Genomic DNA, 19,999 nt, shown 5'->3' with positions numbered 1-19,999 from the left:
TTCATCCCCCTATATAACTTTATAATGAAAACATGTTTTCTCTCCCGTATGACAAGCAGGTCCTACTTGCTTTACAACAACTACAATTGAATCTTGATCACAATCTAAATAAAGGGATTGAACATACTGCATATTGCCCGATGTTTCTCCTTTATTCCATAACGATTGTCTTGAGCGAGAATAAAACCACGTCCTTTTTGTTTCTAACGTCTTTTCATACGCTTCTTCATTCATGTAAGCGAGCATTAAAACTTCTTTCGTATCTTCCTCTATCACCACTGCTGGTAGTAACCCTTTTGAGAAGTTAGGCTTCATAGTCGCACCTCAACGTTTGCTTCTCTTAATTTTCTCTTTACATCCTGCACAGTCTCTTCACCATAATGAAAGATTGATGCTGCTAGCGCTGCGTCGACTGTTGTCTTTTTAAATACCTCTATAATGTGATCCGCATGACCACATCCTCCTGATGCAATTACCGGGACGGAAACGCTACTTGAAATTGCTTCTGTTAACTGAAGATCGTATCCATCCTTCGTTCCATCTGCATCCATACTCGTTAGCAAAATTTCTCCTGCCCCTAATTGTACGGCGTGCTTTGCCCATTCGATTGCATCCATTCCTGTATCACCCCTCCCGCCATTTACGTATACATTCCATTTACCTTCTGCTACTTTTCTAGCATCGATTGCTACAACAATACATTGCGAGCCAAAATGTTCTGCACCTTCCTGAATTAGTTTTGGATTCCGTACTGCTGCTGAATTAATTGAAATTTTATCCGCACCGGCTCGTAGCAGATTGTATATATCTTGAACATTAGAAATCCCCCCACCTACTGTAAGAGGAATAAATATTTTTGAGGCAGTTTTTTCTACAACATCTATCATCGTTTTTCGCCCTTCATGTGTCGCAGTAATATCTAAAAATACAATTTCATCTGCTCCCGCACCATTATATAAAGCCGCTATTTCAACAGGATCGCCGACATCTTGTAATCCTATAAAATTTACACCCTTTACGACTCGCCCTTCTTTCACATCTAGACATGGAATAATTCGTTTCGCTAACATAGCTTTGTTACCTCTAGCACTTCTTCTAAATCAATTGTATTCTCGTAAAGAGCCTTACCAATGATAACACCATGTATATTCATATCATTTAACCTTTTCACATCTTGAATAGACGCCACTCCTCCAGAGGCAATGAGACGAATACCCACACTTTTTTGCAGTAACCCTAATTGCTCAAAATTTGGTCCTGCAAGTGTCCCATCTCTCGAGATGTCTGTAAATACAATCGTTTGAACACCTACACTCTCCATTTGCTTCGCTAAATGAATATAAGAAATTTCAGACACATCAAGCCAACCTCTAGTTGCTATGAAACCATTTTTCGCATCAATTCCAACAATTATTTTCTCTTTATATAGCCGAACTGCTTCCTCTAAAAATGACTTATCATAAAGAGCAGCTGTTCCTAAAATGACTTTTTCTACACCTGCTAACAATAGCTTCTCCACTGCTACAAGTGATCGAATCCCTCCTCCAACTTGCACGGGAATACGCACCGCCCTGCATATTCTTTCAATGACAAGCAAATTTAACGACTCTCCAGCAATTGCACCGTCTAAATCAACAATGTGTAATATTTTCGCTCCAAGCTTTTCAAATATGATCGCTTGCGCAACCGGATCTTCATTCATAACCGTTTCTTTACTAAACTCTCCTTGATAAAGTCTGACACATCGCCCTTCTTTTAAATCGATAGCTGGGAAAATTTCCATGCTTCTACCACCCCTTTAAAATTCTTTAAAATTTGTATTCCGACTTCCCCACTTTTTTCAGGGTGAAACTGCGCTCCAAATACGTTTCCTTTCGCTACAAAACCAGGTACTTGCACCCCATACTCGCTTGCCCCATACACAATTCCCTTTGGACAATCTGCATAATAAGAGTGGACATAATATACGAAAGAACCGTCTTCTATTTCATTCCAAAGTGGTATTTCTCCTTCTTTCTTCAATTCATTCCATCCCATATGTGGAATTTTATAAGGCACTTTTAATTTCCGAATAACACCTGGCAATAAACTTAATCCGCTACAGTCTTTTAATTCCTCACTTTTTTCAAATAAAAGTTGCATACCTAAACATATACCAAGGAACGGTTTCCCTAAATTTCCAACCTCTTTTAGCACAAATACTAATTTTTTTTCTTCTAGAACGTCCATCGCTTTCGGAAATGCCCCTACTCCTGGTAAAATAACGCCATCACTTCTCAATATTTCCTCTCTATCATCCGTTACGATATACTCTGCTCCAATATATTTTAATGCCTGTTCCACACTACGAATATTTCCCATCCCATAATCTACAATAGCAATCAATTACAACATCCCCTTCGTTGAATTTACACCAGTTATGTTGTCATTTTTTTCGACTGCCTCTCTAAGCGCTCGACCAAATGCCTTAAATAAAGCTTCAATTTTGTGATGTGTATTACTTCCGTATAAAATACGAGCGTGTAACGTAATATTTGCTGCATGAGCAACTGCTCTAAAAAACTCTTCCGTTAATTCTGTGTCAAAATCACCTAATTTCGGATTTGTTAACTCGCCTTGAAACACACTATAGGAACGTCCACTTATATCAATTGCGACAAAACCTAAAGATTCATCCATCGGTACATATGCGGAACCGTACCTATTAATACTCTCTTTATTTTGCAATGCTTCTTTCAAGCAATTTCCGAGTACAATTCCAACATCTTCAACCGTGTGATGTGCATCGACAAACACGTCACCTTCAGCTTCAATTTGTAAACCAAATCGTCCATGCCTTGCAAATAAAGTTAGCATATGATCAAAAAAACCTACTCCTGTTTGAATAGAAACATTCGTACTTTCATCAAGCTGCAAACTTAATTTAATTTTTGTTTCTGTCGTTTCACGTACTTGACTCGACTGTCGCATTATTCTTCCTCCTCAAATCTCATTTGGACTGCTCTTGCGTGTGCATATAAACCTTCTTTATTTGCCAGTTCTACAATATGATGTTGTACATTTTTTAACGCTTCCTCTGTATAAGAAAGAAAGCTTGATTTTTTTACGAAATCATCGACTGATAACGGGGAGAAAAATCTTGCTGTTCCACTTGTCGGTAAAACGTGATTCGGTCCTGCCAAATAATCGCCGAGCGGCTCTGGTGCATATGGCCCAAGGAAAATAGAGCCTGCATGTTTCACATAAGCTAGAGCATTCATTGGCTCTTTTATATGTAACTCTAAATGTTCTGGAGCAATTTCATTTGATAACTTTAGTGCCTCATCTAAAGAAGAAACGATAAAAATGGCTCCATTTCTTTTGATTGATTCACGAGCGATTTCACTTCTTGGTAATGTTTCTAACTGTCTTTCTATCTCTCTTCCTACTTCTTTAGCTAGTTCTATATTCGTTGTAATACAAATCGCTGTTGCCCTCTCGTCATGTTCTGCTTGCGATAATAAATCAGCAGCGATATATTTGGCATTGCCTGTTTCATCAGCGATAACTACAATTTCTGATGGCCCAGCAATCATATCGATATTTACTATTCCGTATACTTCTCGCTTCGCTAAAGCGACGTACAAATTTCCCGGTCCAACTATTTTATCCACTTTCGGAATCGATTCCGTCCCATACGCTAAAGCAGCGATTGCCTGGGCACCACCAGCCATATAAACTTCATCTACACCTGCAAGACCTGCGGCAGTTAATATATGCGGGTCAATTCCTCCTTGCCTTGGCGGTGTTACCATTACAATTTTTTTCACACCTGCCAGTTTGGCTGGCAATACATTCATTAATACTGAAGAGGGATACGATGCCTTCCCGCCTGGCACATATACACCTACATTTTCTAACGGTCTAATGAGCTGCCCTCTAATTATCCCATCACTTTCGCAATCAAACATAGATTGCCTCTTTTGCTTTTCATGATATGAGATAATGTTTTTTTTCGCCTCTTGTAGCGCCTCTAAAAAAGAAAGTTCTACAAACGCACTTGCTTGTTTTATTTCTTCTTCACTTACACGAAAATTTTTAACATCCGCACCATCAAGCTTTTTTGTATAGAAAGATAAAGCCTCATCTTTACTTTCTCTTACGTTTTGAACGATTTCCCTTACACTTCTTTGAACAGTTTCTTCTATTATATTAGCGTTTTCTCGCAACACTTTTATTTTGGATAATGCCTCCTTGAAGTCTTCATAAATGATCTCCATTGTAAGCCCTCCTATTTCCCTGATAAAATTTCTTGCTCCATCATATTTATAATACTGAATATTTCGTCTTTTTTAGTTTTTAAAGCTGCCTTATTTACAATCATTCGAGCGGATATAGAATACATTTCCTCAAATACAATGAGCCCATTCTCTTGTAGTGTTTTTCCTGTTTCAACAATATCAACAATCGCATCTACTAATCCAAGAAGCGGAGCAATTTCTACAGAACCTTCTATTTTTATGATTTCTACATCTTCTCCCTTTTCGTGAAAATAATTGGAAGTGATGTGTGGATATTTCGTAGCAATTCGTTTCTTTCGGTAACTCTTCGGATTATACGTAGGAATAGAAGCGACACAAAATTTACACATACCCACTCCTAAATCCAACATTTCATATATATCTTTCTCGTTTTCCATTAAAATATCTTTTCCAACGATCCCAATATCAGCTACTCCATGTTCTACATAAGTAGCAACATCAACCGCTTTTACTAAAATAAATGAAATGTTTGTATTTTTACTTTGAAAGACAAGCTTTCTCCCTTTATCTTTAAGCTCTGAACAATCAATTCCAATTTTCTCAAACAGCGGAATAACATGTTTCTCTAATCTTCCTTTCGTTAACGCAATTTGAATGTTACGCATGAAGTCTCCCCTTCTTTCTGAACGACCCATTTCTCTTTCCATACATATTCCACCAATGATTCATTCCTTGCCTCAACGACCGTTACTATTTTATTGTTTCTTGCAAATTGAAATGTGTCGTTTAAATTAGAGAATAAAGATAACTGGGCATTCTTCCCGTCCTTTCGAAGTAAGTTTCTTAACCTTTCAGCTTCCGCTAATCTATTCAATTCATAATGTATCATCATATCTATTGGCTCTCGTTCATAAGATTCTTGTTGCTCTTGAAGTGCCTTGACTATTTGATTTACTTGCACCGCGAGGCCAACCGCTGACACCATCTCTCCAAAATTCCCAATTAACTCATCGTATCTTCCACCACTAACAATCTCTTCTCCAATTTCATATATATACCCTTTGAAAATAATACCCGTATAATAGTCCAAATGTTGAATCATGCCTAAATCAATGGATATGTAAGGTCCATAGCCTAGCCTTTCAACCGCTTCATATATTTCTTTCACTCTTGCAATGGCCATTTTCATTTCATTACTTGAGGCGAGTTTTTCTGCTTCCTCAATAACCTCTAAATTCCCAAATAACCTTGGTAATTTCTCAAGTAATTTTACTGTTTCATCGCACCGATCTAATTTCTTTTCTCCGATAAAATTTGAGAGAGCAGCATAATTTTTGCTTTCTATATACGTTCTAAGTACTCTCTCTTCTTCATCATGAATAGAGAGCTTTTTTACAATACATTTATATAACTCTACCTGCCCAATTTCGATTGTAAAAGATTGTACCTTCAACCTTTGTAGTGCTTGCATTACACTTATCACACATTCAATTTCAGCTCTTATATTATCAATCCCGATAATTTCAATACCACTTTGTACAATTTCATTATATTTTCCAGACAGAGACTCATTCGCCCGAAATACATTTCCACTATATGTCACCTTAAGAGGCGTATCCCACCTTTGCGTTCCAATTACTCTCGCTAAAGGAATCGTCATATCTGGACGTAACACGATAATCCGTCCCTTTTCATCAAAAAATTTATACATCTTCTCTTCATCTATCGGCCGATTTTGAAAAGCAAACACATCATAAAATTCAATTGTAGGTGTCCTTATTTCCTCATAGCCCCTCTCTAAAAATGTATGTCTTAATTTTTGTTCCACCTCTTCAATTAACGTACATTCTTCAAATAAGTAATCTCTCGTTCCATTCGGATTTGCCCGCTTCCACTTTGTCATCTGAATTCACACGCCCTTCCCTTTCTAATGTATGCCCACTCCATTCACCCAAACCGAAAATAAAAAGAGCCTTGTAGACAAAATACCTACAAGGCTCTTTAGTAGAGTGTAGGTACAACGGGAATAACCCTTGTGCCTACACGTTTTCACGTTAGGTTCAAGGGTTTCATGTATGATGATGTAGTTGTGTAAGCATTTTAATAGATTGTACGATATTCATAATACTTACTCCCTTTCTCCTCTGATTTTTCCATAGTATATAACAGTTAATTCTGAATGTAAATACATTTTTAATATTCCGTTATTTCTTAATATAAAGCTACTTTTCTTTCATACTCTTCAATTTCTTGTTCATATTGCATCGTAATGGCAATTTCATCTAGACCATTTAATAATTTTTCTTTCCACATTTTCTCGATTGTAAAATGAAACCTGTGCGTATTTGTAGTAATGACTTCATTCTCTAAATCGACTTCCATTTGATCTCTCGCATTTATTGTAGCAAGTTGTTCACGCATCTCTTTATCCATTACAATCGGTAACATACCATTTTTCATACAATTCATATAAAAAATATCTGCAAATCCCCCTGCGATAATAACGCGGAAACCATAATCAGCAAGGGCCCACGGAGCATGCTCTCTTGAAGAACCGCATCCAAAATTATCACCTGTAATTAATATACTTGCTCCCTTTCGTTCTTGTGCATTAAGGGGAAAATTAGGATTTTCATGGCGCTCATTATCGTAACGCCACTCATCAAATAAATACTTTCCAAATCCTGTCCTTTCAATTCTCTTTAAGTATTGTTTCGGAATAATTTGATCTGTATCAATGTTATCATTCATAAGTACTGCGGCAGTACCTTTATGAATACGAAATGGCCCCATCGTAACTCTCCTTTCTAATATCAACAAAATGCCCATATAATGCAGCAGCTGCTGCCATAGCTGGACTTACTAAATGTGTTCTTGCCCCTTTCCCTTGCCTTCCTTCAAAATTACGATTTGAAGTAGACGCACAATGTTCTCCTTCAGGTACTTGATCTGGATTCATCCCAAGGCACATTGAACATCCAGGCTCTCTCCATTCAAACCCCGCTTCTTCAAATATGTGATGTAAGCCTTTTTGCATTGCCCGCTCTCTCACACTTTTTGATCCTGGTACAACGAGTGCTCGCACACCTTCTTTTACCTTTTTCCCTTTTACAACAGATGCAGCAATTTCTAAGTCAGATAAACGTGAATTTGTACAAGAACCAATAAAGACATGCTTAACAGGAATTTCAAACGTACTTTGTCCAGGGCTCAATCCCATATATGAAAATGCTCTTTCATCATTTTCGTTATGCTTTTCTGGTAACTTTTCATCAATAGGAACACCCATACTAGGATTTGTTCCCCAAGTTACGTATGGAGCTAGACTCGTAACATCTATTGAAATATATAAATCATAAATTGCATCTGAATCCGTATAAAGCTCCGAACATTTTTCCGTGAAAGATTCATAGTCTTTTGGTGCATATTTACGCCCTTTTACATAAGAAAATGTTTTTTCATCCGGTGCAATAATGCCTGCTTTCGCTCCTCCTTCAATTGCCATATTACAAAGTGTCATTCTCTCTTCCATTCCCATATCACGAATCGTCTCTCCGTAGAATTCCATTACATACCCAGTCCCAACCGCTACACCGTACTTTGAGAGAAGATGTAAAATAATATCCTTTGCATAAACGCCTTTCGGTAACTTTCCTGTTAATTCAATCCCCATCGCTTTCGGTTTTCGTTGCCACAACGTTTGAGTTGCTAATACATGTTCCACTTCACTCGTACCAATACCAAACGCTAGCGCACCGAAAGCACCGTGAGTTGCTGTATGGCTATCACCACAAACAATCGTTTTCCCTGGTTGTGTGAGTCCAAGTTCCGGCCCGATAACATGAACGATTCCTTGCTCTTCATCACCAATATCAGCTAATCGCACCTCAAATTGTTTACAATTTTCACGAAGTGTATCCAATTGCTGCTTCGCAATGCGATCGGTAATATTCCAAACATCTTTCGTTGGAATATTATGATCCATCGTTGCAAACGTTAATTCCGGTCTCCGAACAGTTCGATTTGCAAGCCGCAAGCCTTCAAAGGCTTGCGGTGAAGTTACTTCATGAACGAGGTGAAGATCAATATATAATAAATCCAATCCATTTTCATTTGTTGTAACTACATGTCTTTCCCAAAGTTTATCTAGCAACCTTTTCCCCATTATCTTCCTCTCCCTACTAGTGCCTGCTCTTCCATTTCTTGAACAACCGCCTTCGTAAATGAAGTTGTCGTCTCATCTCCCCCAATATCAACTGTACATTTTCCAGATTGAAGAACTGCAGAAATTGCCTCTTCAATCGCATATCCTTCTCTCGTTAATCCAAATGATTGCCCAAGCATCATCGCAACCGAACGCATCATCGCAATTGGATTTACTTTATTTTTCCCTGCAATATCCGGTGCTGAACCGTGAATAGGCTCATATAAAGATGGCCCGTTTTCCGCATGACTCGCTGATGGAAGCATTCCTAATGACCCTGCTAATACAGAAGCCTCATCACTTAAAATATCACCAAACAAATTCTCTGTTACAATAACATCAAATCTCTTTGGGTTCCGAATTAACTCCATAGCAGCTGCATCTACTAAAATATGCTCTAACTCAACATGAGGATAACGAAGAGCGACTTCTTCCGTAACAGTTCTCCATAATTTACTAGATTCTAAAACATTCGCCTTATCAATAGACGTTACTTTTTTCGATCTCTTACTCGCTAATTGAAAAGCATAAGAAACGATACGTTCAATTTCATGACGATGATACGTAAGTGTATCCGTTGCGACTTCTTCCGTTCGCTCTTTCGGATAAGAAAAATAAATACCACCTGTTAATTCACGAACGACAACGAAGTCAATTTCATCAGCATTTTTTAATGGGGATAAATGCGAAGTTGAGCTTTCTACCGTTACAGGGCGAACATTCGCAAATACACCAAGTCCTTTTCTTAAAGCTAATAATCCTTTCTCCGGTCTTTCTTTCGCACCATCCCAACGAGGTCCACCAACTGCCCCAAGTAAAACCGCATCACTCGCTAAACAAGCGGCAAGTGTTCGCTGTGGTAATGGTTGCCCCGTTAAATCAATAGCAACACCACCAAAGTGCTCATCTTGCAAATGAAAATGATGCCCATATAGTCTCTCTACCATATGCAATACTTCCTTTGCACTTTCCATAATTTCCGGGCCGACACCATCACCAGCTAAACAAACGATACGTTTTTCCAATTTTAACACTCCTTTTAACTGAATTTTCAGAACTTTATTTTGATAGGTGAGGAAAGCTTCACTCACCTATCAAACCCTTATTTTACAAGCGCTATAAACGATTTCAATTTTCCAGCTGCATGAACATATGCTCTCGCCGATGCTTCCAATACGTCTTGCGCAACACCAAAACCTGATACTTGATGCGTTCCTTCTTTTAATTCAACATGAACATGAGCAAGTGCATCTTGACCTTGTGTAATAGATTGTATGCGATAATCTGCCAATTCACATTCTAATCCTAAAATTCTTTGAATCGCATTGTATATCGCTTCAATACTACCAGAACCAGTGGCTGCATCTTCATATACATTTCCTTCCTCATCCTTCAGCACAACTGTTGCGCATTGTGTACTATTTGATACGAAATGCACTTGTAATTGCGTAATGTTATATTGCTGGGCTGCAAATGCTGCTTCACCAAGCATAATTGCGCGTAAATCTTCCTCAGTAATTTCCTTTTTACGATCCGCCAATTTTTTAAATGCTTCGAATGCCGCATCTCGCTCTTCATTTGTAAATTCATAACCAAGCTCTTTCATTTTTTCCGTAAACGCATGACGGCCAGAATGTTTCCCAAGTACAAAGAGATTTTGAGATTCTCCTATAAGCGCTGGTTCGATAATTTCATAAGTTGTTACTTCTTTTAGAACCCCATCTTGGTGGATGCCTGATTCATGAGCAAATGCATTCGCTCCAACGATTGCTTTATTTTTCGGTACAACCATACCCGTTAACCTGCTTACTAATGTACTCGTTGCCTTAATCTCTTTTAAAGTCATCGAAGGTTCTACTTTATAAAAATCTTTTCTAATATGAAGAGCAACCGCAACTTCTTCTAACGCTGCATTCCCTGCTCTTTCTCCAATGCCATTAATCGTTCCTTCTACTTGCAATGCTCCGCCTTCAACCGCAGCTAACGAATTTGCTACTGCCATACCAAGATCGTCGTGACAATGACAAGAAAAAATCGCTTTTTCATATGATGGAACGGATTCTTGTAAGTATCTAAAAAGAGAATAATATTCTTCCGGATTCGTATATCCAACTGTATCCGGAATATTAATTACATTCGCTCCTGCGCGAATCGCAGTTTCTACTGCTTCAGCTAAAAATGCTCTCGATGTTCTTGTCGCATCTTCTGCAGAAAATTGTACTGTCGGAAATAATGATTTTCCAAGCGTAACCGAACGATGAATACTATTTAACACATCTTCTTTTGACATACAAAGTTTATATTTCATATGAATATCACTCGTAGCTAAAAATACATGTAAACGAGGAGATACGGCACCTTTCACAGCTTCATATGCTCTTCGAATATCACTTTCTTTCGCTCTAGCTAAACTCATAACTGTAGCATTTTGAATTGTATTCGCGATGCGTTTTACCGATTGGAAGTCACCTTCGGAAGCTGCCGCGAATCCAGCTTCCATTACATGAATACCAAGCCTCTCTAATTGCCTAGCAATTTGTAACTTCTCTTGTTCATTTAAATTTACTCCTGGTGATTGTTCGCCATCACGAAGCGTCGTATCCATGAACAAAATCTGCTTCATATTATTTAATCCCTACCTTTACACGCGGTTGTACGAAAGGCATCATTTCACGTAATTTACGTCCAACTACTTCAATTTCATGTTCATTTTCTTTCTCATTTGTCGCGTGGAAATTTGGTCTTCCTGCTTTATGCTCTGCAATCCAGCCTCTTGCAAATGTACCATCTTGAATTTCTGCTAATACTGCCCCCATCGCTTTCTTCGTATCTTCAGTAACAACGCGTGGTCCTGATACGAAGTCTCCCCACTGCGCTGTATCTGAAACTGAATATCTCATATTTTCAAGTCCACCTTCATACATAAGGTCAACGATTAGCTTCAGTTCATGTAAACATTCAAAATATGCAAGTTCAGGCTGGTATCCCGCATCAACTAACGTTTCAAATCCTGCTTTTACAAGTGCAGTCACTCCGCCGCAGAGTACAGCTTGCTCTCCAAATAAATCTGTTTCTGTTTCTTCTTTAAACGTCGTTTCTAATACACCAGCTCTCGTTGCTCCAATTCCGTCAGCATAAGAAAGTGCCTTTTCAGTAGCTACTCCTGTTGCATCTTGATATACTGCAAACAGTGCTGGAACCGCACCGCCCTCACTAAACGTACGGCGCACTAAATGTCCTGGACCTTTTGGTGCTACTAGAAATACATCTACATTAGCTGGTGGTTTCACTTGATCAAAGTGAACATTAAATCCGTGTGCAAAAACGAGAGAATTTCCTGCCTGTAAATTTGGTGCAATTTCCGCTTCATATACTTCTGGCTGCAGTTCATCAGGTAATAAAATCATTACTACATCCGCCTGTTTTGCTGCTTCTGCTACTGTATATACAGAAAATCCATCTTCTTTCGCTTTATCCCAAGACTTCCCTTTTCTTAAACCTACTACTACATCAAATCCGTTATCACGTAAGTTTTGCGCATGCGCATGACCTTGCGAGCCATATCCGATGATTGCTACTTTCTTTTCTTTTAATACATTTACCGTTACATCTTTCTCATAATAAACCTTTGCCATTTTCATTTCCCCCTATATTTAAATGATTATTGAATTAACATAACTTGCTTATCTTGTTTTTTCATACTACGCGTAAATGCTGTTACACCTGTTCTAGCAATTTCTTTCAAACCGTATGGACGAAGTAATTCAATTAACGCTTCTACCTTCTCCTGCGTACCTGTTACTTGCACAACTATGGAATCCTTCCCAACATCTATTACAGCGGCTCGAAATGGCTCAATTAAACTATATAATTCTGCTCTTGCTACAGACGTTGCGACTTTAATAAGTGCCAATTCTCTAGCGATCATCGCTTCTTCTGTAATATCTGATACTTTCAAAACATCAATTTGTTTATGAAGTTGTTTAATTAACTGCTCCACTTGCTGTTCATTTTCAACATGTACAACAATCGTCATCCGCGATATGTCCGATGATTCCGTATGACCTACTGAAATACTTTCAATATTAAAATGTCTTCGTGTCATAACACCTGTAATTCGGTTTAACACACCACTTTGATTTCGAACTGTTGCTGTAACAATTCTCTTCACCTTTTTTCCACTCCCTCCATTTGGTGAACACCTTTCCCTGGCGCAACCATCGGCATTACCTTTTCTGATTGAAGTACACGGCAATCAATTACGACTGGCTCTTGTAATTCAATCGCATGCTGTATTTGCTTCTTTGCAAGAAGTGGATCATCTATGCGAATTCCTTTTATGCCATACGCATTCGCAAGAGCGACGAAATCTGGTTGGCACGATAGTAAAGAGTGCGAATATCTTTGATTATAAAATTCATCTTGCCATTGTCTTACCATTCCTAAAGCTTCATTATTTAAAATAAAAACTTTAACAGGCAAAGAATGTTCTTTTAAGACACTTAATTCTTGCAGAGTCATTTGAAACCCAGCGTCACCTACAATTGCAATAACTAGTTCTTCTGGCTTTGCAATTTGTGCACCAATTGCTGCTGGAAATCCGAATCCCATCGTTCCTAATCCTCCAGAAGTTACCCATTTATCTGGATTTTTCAACGGATAATATTGCGCTGCCCACATTTGATGTTGCCCAACGTCTGTTGTTACAATCGCTTCTCCTTTCGTAATTTCATATAGCATATCAATTGCGTATTGAGGTTTAATACTTTCAGGATTTCGTTTGTAAGAGAGTGGATATTTTTCTTTTCTACCCTTTAATAAAATGAGCCATTCATGATGATTTTCTTTCTTCCCTTCTGATTGAAGTAATACTTTCAAAGCTCGCTTAGCACTTGCAACAATAGGAATTTCAGTCGGCACATTTTTTCCGATTTCTGCTGGATCAATATCGATATGTGCAACAGTCGCCTCTTTAGCAAAATAAGCTAAATTCCCAGTAAGACGATCATCAAATCTCGCACCAATATTGATCAGTAAGTCGCATTCATATAGCGCCATATTGGCTGTGTAAGAACCATGCATTCCTCCCATCCCTAGAAATAGTCCATCATCTGGCGGAAAACCACCAAGACCAAGTAACGTATGCACAACAGGAATTTCATATTTACGAGCAAAACTTGTTAATTCTTTCGAAGCTTTCGCATGCAATACACCTGCTCCAGCTAAAATTAACGGTTTTTTTGAAATCTCAATTGCTTGTAATAATTTGTTTATTTGGAGTAGATTCGGTTCATAATTAGGGTTGTACCCTGGTAAATCCATTTGCACGTCACTACATCGTTCCCCTTGTTCTACTACCATATCTTTCGGAAGATCAATTACGACTGGACCTGGTCTTCCTGTTCTAGCGATATGAAATGCTTCTTTAATAATTCGAGGTAAATCCGAGGCCTTTCGCACTTGATAATTATGTTTTGTCACTGGCATCGTAAGCCCCATAATATCCGCTTCTTGGAAAGCATCACTTCCAATTAACGTTGTTGCTACTTGCCCTGTAAATACAACAAGTGGCAATGAATCAATCATCGCATCAGCTAGACCAGTAATAACATTTGTAGCACCAGGCCCGCTTGTTGCAATTACAACCCCTGGATTTCCAGTAATTCTGGCATACCCTTCAGCTGCATGAATGGCCCCTTGCTCATGCCTTGTTAAAATATGCGGAATTTCACAGTCATAAAGCGCATCATAAAGAGGTAAAACGGCACCACCCGGATAACCGAAAATCACTTCTACGCCTTCCTTTTCTAGCGCTTCTAACAATAGCTGTGCACCAGTTGCCAGTTTCTCTTCCGTTTTTGAAGACATTGTTCTTATAAGCCCCCTTTAAAAAAAATTTATAAATAAAAAAAATCCTACGTCCACACTCCAGCTATGTGCTGAAGGGACGAAAGATTTCGCGGTACCACCCTTCTTCGCAAGAATACTCTTGCCTCAGTGACCCATAAATGAGTCTAGCTAATAACGGAGCTACCGTCTAAGCCTAACCAAATGCTTCAGCTTAGCACTCAAGGGCGATGTTCGTCGACGTGAACCATCGGTTTCCAGCAACCACCGACTCTCTGTGAGGCTTCACAATCAACTACTCCTCCCTATCAACGCTTTCTCATTTCATAAAGAGTTATTATCCAACTTTATTTTCTTCGTAAATTTTCTCTCCATCTTCTACAACTAATTTACGGAATTCTTCTAGTAAACGATTCGTATGTAGTCCCGTTTTTCCTAAACCAATCGTCCTACCATCTACTGTCGTAACAGCAATAACTTCAGCAGCTGTTCCTGTTAAAAATACTTCATCAGCTACATATACATCGTGCCTTGTAAATAACTCTTCTCTTACGTCATACCCAAGTTTTTCGCCGATTTCTAAAATTGCGTTTCGTGTAATACCTTCTAACGCTCCAGCAGAACTTGGTGGTGTAATTAATTTATTTCCTTTTACAATAAATACGTTATCTCCTGAACCTTCAGCTACGTATCCTTGATCATTTAACATAAGTGCTTCTTGTACTCCAGCTAATTTCGCTTCAATACGAACTAAAATATTGTTTAAATAATTTAAAGATTTTACTTGAGGTGATAAAACATCTGGTCGATTTCGGCGCGTTGCAACTGTTACAACTGGAATCCCCTTTTCATAATATTCTTGTGGGAATAAAGATAGTTGTTCTGCAATTACTACTACATTCGGTGTCTTACAAGAATCAGGATCTAACCCAAGATTTCCTGCTCCTCTCGATACAACAAGGCGAATGTATCCATTAGATAATTTATTTTGTCGAATCGTCTCAACAACAATATTCGTTACTTCATCTAACGAATATGGAATTTCTAACATGATGGATTTCGCTGATTCATATAACCGGACAAGATGCTCTCTCAAACGGAAAACATTACCGCTATAAACTCTAATGCCTTCAAACACTCCATCGCCATATAAATAGCCATGATCATATACTGAAACTTTTGCTTCGTCTTTTGGAACAAATTCTCCATTTAAGAAAATCCATTGTTCGTTCACTGGAAAGCGCCTCCTATGTTCTATGAATTTTTTATTGTTTCCTAGTTTACTCTCCTTTCTAAATAAATCAAGTGAATTTTTAGAAAATTTTTAATTTTTAATCGTACGTACATCTTTAATTATATTGATTTAACAACATTGTTAACGTTTACAAAAAGTCAAAAAATTTTTTTCGCCAATTTCCACTAAAAAAAATATTTGTTTAAAAGAAGGATTTTCTCTAAGAGGTACGAATCTATTGTATTCAATAAACGGACGTCCGATTTTATAAATTCGGGAATATATAACGACTTTTGCTGAAAAAGGGGGAAAATAAAAAAATTAGTGCTGTGTAAAAATAACATTCATAATTTTTATTTCGAAATCATAATCCTATTTTTAAAAAACAATTTGTCAAAATGAAGGAGGAAATAAATATGGCGTGTGTACAAATTAAAGGAACGAGACAAGAAGTAGTTGAAATGCTACAACTATTTGATCTAATGGATACGAAAGGTTTTTGTAAATTCGATAATTATGTAGAGGTAGAACCGAATAACAAAGAACATAATAATTTTATCGCTTCAATCGATATTCAATCTAATCCTTCTTCCGCACAGGATACATTAAACGATCAATTCGTTAGTCAAATGCTTACTGGTGTTTATAACGACTAAACAAATATATGCTTCCTACCATCTTTTCATAAATATATGCTATAGACTTGAGCATACTAGCAACTAGATGGTAGGAGGTGAAAATTATGGCTAGAATTGGCGTTGAAAACTCATTAACAGATGTTCAACAAGCTCTTCAGCAACAAGGACATGAAGTCGTTACACTTAACTCAGAAAATGATGCACAAGGCTGCGATTGTTGTGTTGTAACTGGGCAAGATTCTAATGTGATGGGGATTGCAGATACATCAATAAAAGGATCGGTAATTACAGCTCATGGTTTAACAACAGATGAAATTTGTCAGCAAGTTGAGAACCGTATTTAAAAGTCATTTCTCATTATGGTATAACACACAAAAGAAAGAGGACTCCTTTTAAAAAGGAGTCCTCTTTTTTATATTCACCTAACGGGAAAGTAACATATACTGGATGAAAGCCCTACCTCTCTCTCATCATTACGGTTCCAATGACCGCTCCTTGATTCACTAGTATACATATATGGCTTACAAATACAATTTATAGGGTTTGTTCACAAAAGTTGTTGATAAAATTACCCGATCTTTCGCAAACTTTTCGTATTGTATTCATAAGAGATATTTACTTTACACTAGCTGTAACCGAGACACGAATTAAAATTCTAACACCAATACAGTAACTTGTCAATATTTTTTACAAATTAAAAACAGACAGTAACGGTTTGTCTGTTTTAGAATGGAGCTTTTTCTTTTATTACATATACAACAAAGCCGCTTACTAACATAAATAAGCCAACTACTAAGTTTTTAATATTAATCATACATTCCTCTCCCTTATTCCACACATCTTATTATATATTTACATTTCAATTATTCCGATCATCCTAAAGCGCACTTTTTCTAATATATCACAATTCCTAAAAATTGCAAGTTCACTTTTGACGACCATTCACAAATTTATCTACAGTACTTGGTACAGTGTTTAAAGCTTTTTCAATTAAATGTGTACTACTGTTAAGATGCAATACTTGTACTCCGTTAGAACCAACTACTAAAAAAGCAACGGGACTAATGGAAACCCCAGCCCCACTTCCGCCTCCAAATGGATGCCCTGGCTTATTCTCTTTATGCTGACCTTGTCCACCATTATGTTTTTCAGTAATGAAATCCCCTTTAAAGTCACTTCCACCAGCTCCAAAACCAAACGCCACTTGAGATACTGTTAATACTACATTTCCGTCAGCTGTCGAAACCGGACTTCCAACAATCGTATTTACATCTACCATCTCTTTTAAATTTGTCATCGCTGTTTTCATTAAATTTTCAATTGGATGTTCCATTATGTACTGCACCCTTTCCTCATTATTCCTTTTTATACTTTCCAAAATAGAGGAAGTCATACTAACTTTTCCTATTTCAAAAAAACAATTTTCTTCTACATGGATATTACTCCCTGCCTATCCTCGGATAAAAAAGAAAAAGAGATACATACTACTATTGAACCTTGTTATGAAAGGAGTCATGACTTTGACTGAGAAATTTGATGATTACAAAAAAAGAGATAGAATAGATAGTGATTATAGTGACTATAAAGAAGAATATGCAGCTGAAGTTGCACCACAGCGCATTGATTATGATTACGATAAGAAAGAAGATAAAGATGATGTAAGATCGTCTGCTGCTGGATCAACTGCCGGTTTTATCGCTCTTGCCTTATCTATATTATCACTCTTCACCTTCCCAACACTATTTGGTCTTGTTTCTGTGTTACTAGGAATTTACGCTTATAATCGCGGAGCTACTGTAACTGGTGGTATCGCTGCCATTGTTGGTGGAATTGCTGCACTCATCGCGATTTTATTCCGTGTAGCACTTATCGGTTTATTGTTCTCCCTTTTTTAAAAAGAAAAAGGTATCTCGCTTTATGCGAGATACCTTATCCTGTAAATACATCTTCTGATGGATATTTTATTTTTTGTTTTGCTGGGCGTGCTAAAGAAAACACAAGTGTTAGCGGTCCAATTAATCCACAAAACATAACAAACATAATAATACATTTTCCAAATGCTGATAGCTTCGCAGTAATCCCCATTGTTAATCCAACTGTGCCAAATGCTGAAATTGTCTCAAATAGTAGCTGAATAAAGCTAAAGTCTTCTGTAAGCATTAATACAAATACTGCTGTAAAAATAAGTATTTGACTGGCAACGACAATTGCTAACGCTCTCGTTACTGTCGACATTTTAATTGTACGCTGAAATAAAACAATTTCCTCCTTCTTTCTAAAGAAAGAAAGGACAGATGTAATTAAAATAACAAACGTCGTTAATTTAATACCTCCACCCGTCGATACACTTCCTGCACCGATAAACATTAAAACCATCGTAAATAATATAGATGATTCTTCCATCCCTCCATAATCAACTGTATTAAAACCAGCTGTACGAGGTGTAATACCTTGAAAGAAAGACGCCCATAACTTTTCATTTAAAGATAAATTCCCTAACGTCTTCACATTATTATATTCCAATACAAAAATCACAATCATTGCTATAACATTTAGCGCTACTGTTCCAATAATCATTATTTTTGAGTGAAGTGATAATTTTCGAAAACTACGACTATACCATATATCAATTAATACGGTAAAACCGAGTCCTCCTATTACAATTAAGGAACAAATTCCAATATTAATAATAGGGTCTCCTACATACCTTGTTAAATTATCTGGCCAAAGAGCAAACCCCGCATTATTATAAGAAGCAATTACATGGAAAATACTATAGTATAAACCTTTCCCAAAACCAAACTCTGGAATAAAGCGAAACGATAAAAAGATGACTCCAATGAATTCAATACAAATAGAAAAAATAAAGACACGTTTTACTAATTTTACAAGACCACCTATATTTGTTTGATTAAATGCTTCTCCAATTAATAATCGATGGCGTAAGCCAATTTTTTTACCTAGTACCCAAACAATTAAAATGGCAATTGTCATAAGACCTAAACCACCTGTTTGAATTAGAAACATAATAACAATTTCACCAAACATCGTAAACGTACTTGCAGTATCTACTACTCCTAAACCCGTTACAGTCGCTGCCGACGTTGCTGTAAAAAAAGCATCTACCCAACTAATATGTACTTTCGTTGCGAATGGTAACTTTAATAACAAACCTCCGGCCACAATTAAGCAGAAAAAACCTAATGCTAATATTTGTGGTGGGTTTAATTGTATAAAACGATTATACAAACTTTGTCTTTTTGTTACTTTCATATCACTAACTCCCTTTATTAAGTGAAGCTTCTATCCCCTCATAAATACAGGCTTTTAAGAACCTACAAGTAGCGGGATAAACCTTATATTCTCATAACATAGTTGAGCATAATCCTTTTTTTCATAGATTTCAACTTTTATTTATATTCGAACTTTACTTCATTTTATGACAGAAAAACTTTCTATTATCTTTCTCTTAACTCTACAACTCTTGCAACAATAATTTTATATGTACTATTTTTCAAATCCCCATACCTTTCACTCTATGTTCACATGGGGGTCACATCTATCTTTTATAGTATATGTATCGAAGCTGTTCCTCCCTAATTTAAGACATTCCCCAGTGTCTTTGAATAGCTTCCATCCCTAATTAAATTGACATAAATTGTCCCCTTCCTTTGACCATCTTTTATACGATGGTCTTATTTTTTTGTCTTTCTATCCTTTTTTAAACTCCCTCTCTCTTTCACTCTATGTTCACACGAGGGTCACATCTATCTTTTATAGTATATGTATCGAAGCTGTTCCTCCCTAATTTAAGACATTCCCCAGTGTCTTTGAA

At 37.2% G+C, this 19,999-nt stretch carries 22 protein-coding genes, 1 pseudogene and 1 other annotated feature; of the genes and pseudogenes, 3 read left to right on the top strand and 20 right to left on the bottom strand.

Annotated features, from left to right (window positions below; translation table 11 throughout):
• Positions 1–9: 9 nt before the first annotated feature.
• From hisI to JDS81_RS30895, 17 genes and pseudogenes are all read right to left on the bottom strand, one after another.
• A complete protein-coding gene (hisI, locus tag JDS81_RS04375) occupies positions 10–315 on the bottom strand; it encodes a phosphoribosyl-AMP cyclohydrolase (RefSeq protein ID WP_000803970.1) in 306 nt (101 codons plus the stop codon).
• Positions 312–1,070, bottom strand: coding sequence for an imidazole glycerol phosphate synthase subunit HisF (gene hisF / locus JDS81_RS04370; RefSeq protein WP_097954459.1), 759 nt, complete (start codon positions 1,068–1,070; stop codon positions 312–314). The genes hisI and hisF overlap by 4 nt, the downstream gene beginning before the upstream one ends.
• Positions 1,064–1,783 carry a 1-(5-phosphoribosyl)-5-[(5-phosphoribosylamino)methylideneamino]imidazole-4-carboxamide isomerase gene (hisA, locus tag JDS81_RS04365; RefSeq protein WP_097954458.1) on the bottom strand — a complete coding sequence of 240 codons (720 nt, stop codon included), beginning with the start codon at positions 1,781–1,783 and terminating at the stop codon, positions 1,064–1,066. Before hisA ends, hisF begins: the two co-directional genes overlap by 7 nt.
• On the bottom strand, positions 1,756–2,385 hold the full coding sequence (hisH, locus tag JDS81_RS04360) for an imidazole glycerol phosphate synthase subunit HisH (RefSeq protein ID WP_097954457.1): 630 nt from the start codon (positions 2,383–2,385) through the stop codon (positions 1,756–1,758). Before hisH ends, hisA begins: the two co-directional genes overlap by 28 nt.
• Positions 2,386–2,970 carry an imidazoleglycerol-phosphate dehydratase HisB gene (gene hisB / locus JDS81_RS04355; RefSeq protein WP_001249958.1) on the bottom strand — a complete coding sequence of 195 codons (585 nt, stop codon included), beginning with the start codon at positions 2,968–2,970 and terminating at the stop codon, positions 2,386–2,388. It lies immediately after the preceding gene.
• The gene (hisD, locus tag JDS81_RS04350) at positions 2,970–4,259 is read right to left on the bottom strand and encodes a histidinol dehydrogenase (RefSeq protein WP_000402922.1); all 1,290 of its coding nucleotides are present in this window, start codon (positions 4,257–4,259) and stop codon (positions 2,970–2,972) included. The genes hisB and hisD overlap by 1 nt, the downstream gene beginning before the upstream one ends.
• Positions 4,260–4,270: 11 nt before the next feature.
• The gene (gene hisG / locus JDS81_RS04345) at positions 4,271–4,906 is read right to left on the bottom strand and encodes an ATP phosphoribosyltransferase (protein ID WP_001244463.1); all 636 of its coding nucleotides are present in this window, start codon (positions 4,904–4,906) and stop codon (positions 4,271–4,273) included.
• Positions 4,882–6,144, bottom strand: coding sequence for an ATP phosphoribosyltransferase regulatory subunit (locus JDS81_RS04340; protein ID WP_097954456.1), 1,263 nt, complete (start codon positions 6,142–6,144; stop codon positions 4,882–4,884). Before JDS81_RS04340 ends, hisG begins: the two co-directional genes overlap by 25 nt.
• A 308-nt stretch (positions 6,145–6,452) precedes the next feature.
• The gene (leuD, locus tag JDS81_RS04335; protein ID WP_097954455.1) at positions 6,453–7,034 is read right to left on the bottom strand and encodes a 3-isopropylmalate dehydratase small subunit; all 582 of its coding nucleotides are present in this window, start codon (positions 7,032–7,034) and stop codon (positions 6,453–6,455) included.
• Complete coding sequence (gene leuC / locus JDS81_RS04330; RefSeq protein ID WP_097954454.1) at positions 7,012–8,406, bottom strand: 3-isopropylmalate dehydratase large subunit; 1,395 nt, start codon at positions 8,404–8,406, stop codon at positions 7,012–7,014. Before leuC ends, leuD begins: the two co-directional genes overlap by 23 nt.
• Complete coding sequence (gene leuB / locus JDS81_RS04325; protein ID WP_000415349.1) at positions 8,406–9,470, bottom strand: 3-isopropylmalate dehydrogenase; 1,065 nt, start codon at positions 9,468–9,470, stop codon at positions 8,406–8,408. Before leuB ends, leuC begins: the two co-directional genes overlap by 1 nt.
• 77 nt (positions 9,471–9,547) lie before the next feature.
• Positions 9,548–11,068: a 2-isopropylmalate synthase gene (gene leuA, locus JDS81_RS04320; RefSeq protein ID WP_097954453.1), complete on the bottom strand. Its 1,521-nt coding sequence runs from the start codon at positions 11,066–11,068 to the stop codon at positions 9,548–9,550.
• A 1-nt stretch (position 11,069) separates the two neighbouring features.
• Positions 11,070–12,080: a ketol-acid reductoisomerase gene (ilvC, locus tag JDS81_RS04315; protein ID WP_097954452.1), complete on the bottom strand. Its 1,011-nt coding sequence runs from the start codon at positions 12,078–12,080 to the stop codon at positions 11,070–11,072.
• A 26-nt stretch (positions 12,081–12,106) separates the two neighbouring features.
• Positions 12,107–12,616, bottom strand: coding sequence for an acetolactate synthase small subunit (gene ilvN / locus JDS81_RS04310; RefSeq protein WP_000822948.1), 510 nt, complete (start codon positions 12,614–12,616; stop codon positions 12,107–12,109).
• Positions 12,613–14,313, bottom strand: a complete 1,701-nt coding sequence (gene ilvB, locus JDS81_RS04305; RefSeq protein ID WP_016108064.1) for an acetolactate synthase large subunit — start codon at positions 14,311–14,313, stop codon at positions 12,613–12,615. Before ilvB ends, ilvN begins: the two co-directional genes overlap by 4 nt.
• 72 nt (positions 14,314–14,385) lie before the next feature.
• Positions 14,386–14,613, bottom strand: a binding site (T-box leader).
• Between the two features lie 16 nt (positions 14,614–14,629).
• Complete coding sequence (gene ilvE / locus JDS81_RS04300; RefSeq protein ID WP_001005499.1) at positions 14,630–15,526, bottom strand: branched-chain-amino-acid transaminase; 897 nt, start codon at positions 15,524–15,526, stop codon at positions 14,630–14,632.
• 141 nt (positions 15,527–15,667) lie between these two features.
• Positions 15,668–15,883: pseudogene (locus JDS81_RS30895) on the bottom strand (hypothetical protein).
• 59 nt (positions 15,884–15,942) lie between these two features.
• Here JDS81_RS30895 and JDS81_RS04295 point away from each other — a divergent pair.
• Positions 15,943–16,182: a DUF3911 family protein gene (locus JDS81_RS04295; RefSeq protein ID WP_000752506.1), complete on the top strand. Its 240-nt coding sequence runs from the start codon at positions 15,943–15,945 to the stop codon at positions 16,180–16,182.
• 86 nt (positions 16,183–16,268) lie between these two features.
• The gene (locus JDS81_RS04290) at positions 16,269–16,508 is read left to right on the top strand and encodes a YkuS family protein (protein ID WP_000101014.1); all 240 of its coding nucleotides are present in this window, start codon (positions 16,269–16,271) and stop codon (positions 16,506–16,508) included.
• A 380-nt stretch (positions 16,509–16,888) separates the two neighbouring features.
• Here the strand turns inward: JDS81_RS04290 and JDS81_RS04285 are convergent, their stop codons facing one another.
• On the bottom strand, positions 16,889–16,978 hold the full coding sequence (locus tag JDS81_RS04285; protein ID WP_000608227.1) for a hypothetical protein: 90 nt from the start codon (positions 16,976–16,978) through the stop codon (positions 16,889–16,891).
• A 111-nt stretch (positions 16,979–17,089) separates the two neighbouring features.
• Complete coding sequence (ytfJ, locus tag JDS81_RS04280) at positions 17,090–17,557, bottom strand: GerW family sporulation protein (RefSeq protein WP_002038268.1); 468 nt, start codon at positions 17,555–17,557, stop codon at positions 17,090–17,092.
• A gap of 109 nt (positions 17,558–17,666) precedes the next feature.
• Here ytfJ and JDS81_RS04275 point away from each other — a divergent pair, with 109 nt between their 5' ends.
• Positions 17,667–18,059, top strand: coding sequence for a hypothetical protein (locus tag JDS81_RS04275; RefSeq protein WP_002038267.1), 393 nt, complete (start codon positions 17,667–17,669; stop codon positions 18,057–18,059).
• 34 nt (positions 18,060–18,093) lie between these two features.
• Here JDS81_RS04275 and JDS81_RS04270 read toward each other — a convergent pair whose 3' ends face one another.
• The gene (locus JDS81_RS04270; protein ID WP_000869131.1) at positions 18,094–19,437 is read right to left on the bottom strand and encodes a TrkH family potassium uptake protein; all 1,344 of its coding nucleotides are present in this window, start codon (positions 19,435–19,437) and stop codon (positions 18,094–18,096) included.
• Positions 19,438–19,999: the final 562 nt, after the last annotated feature.

The sequence above is a fragment of the Bacillus cereus group sp. N31 genome, assembly GCF_016483245.1.
GTDB lineage: Bacteria > Bacillota > Bacilli > Bacillales > Bacillaceae_G > Bacillus_A > Bacillus_A toyonensis.
This window is presented reverse-complemented; position numbering and strand designations above follow the sequence as displayed.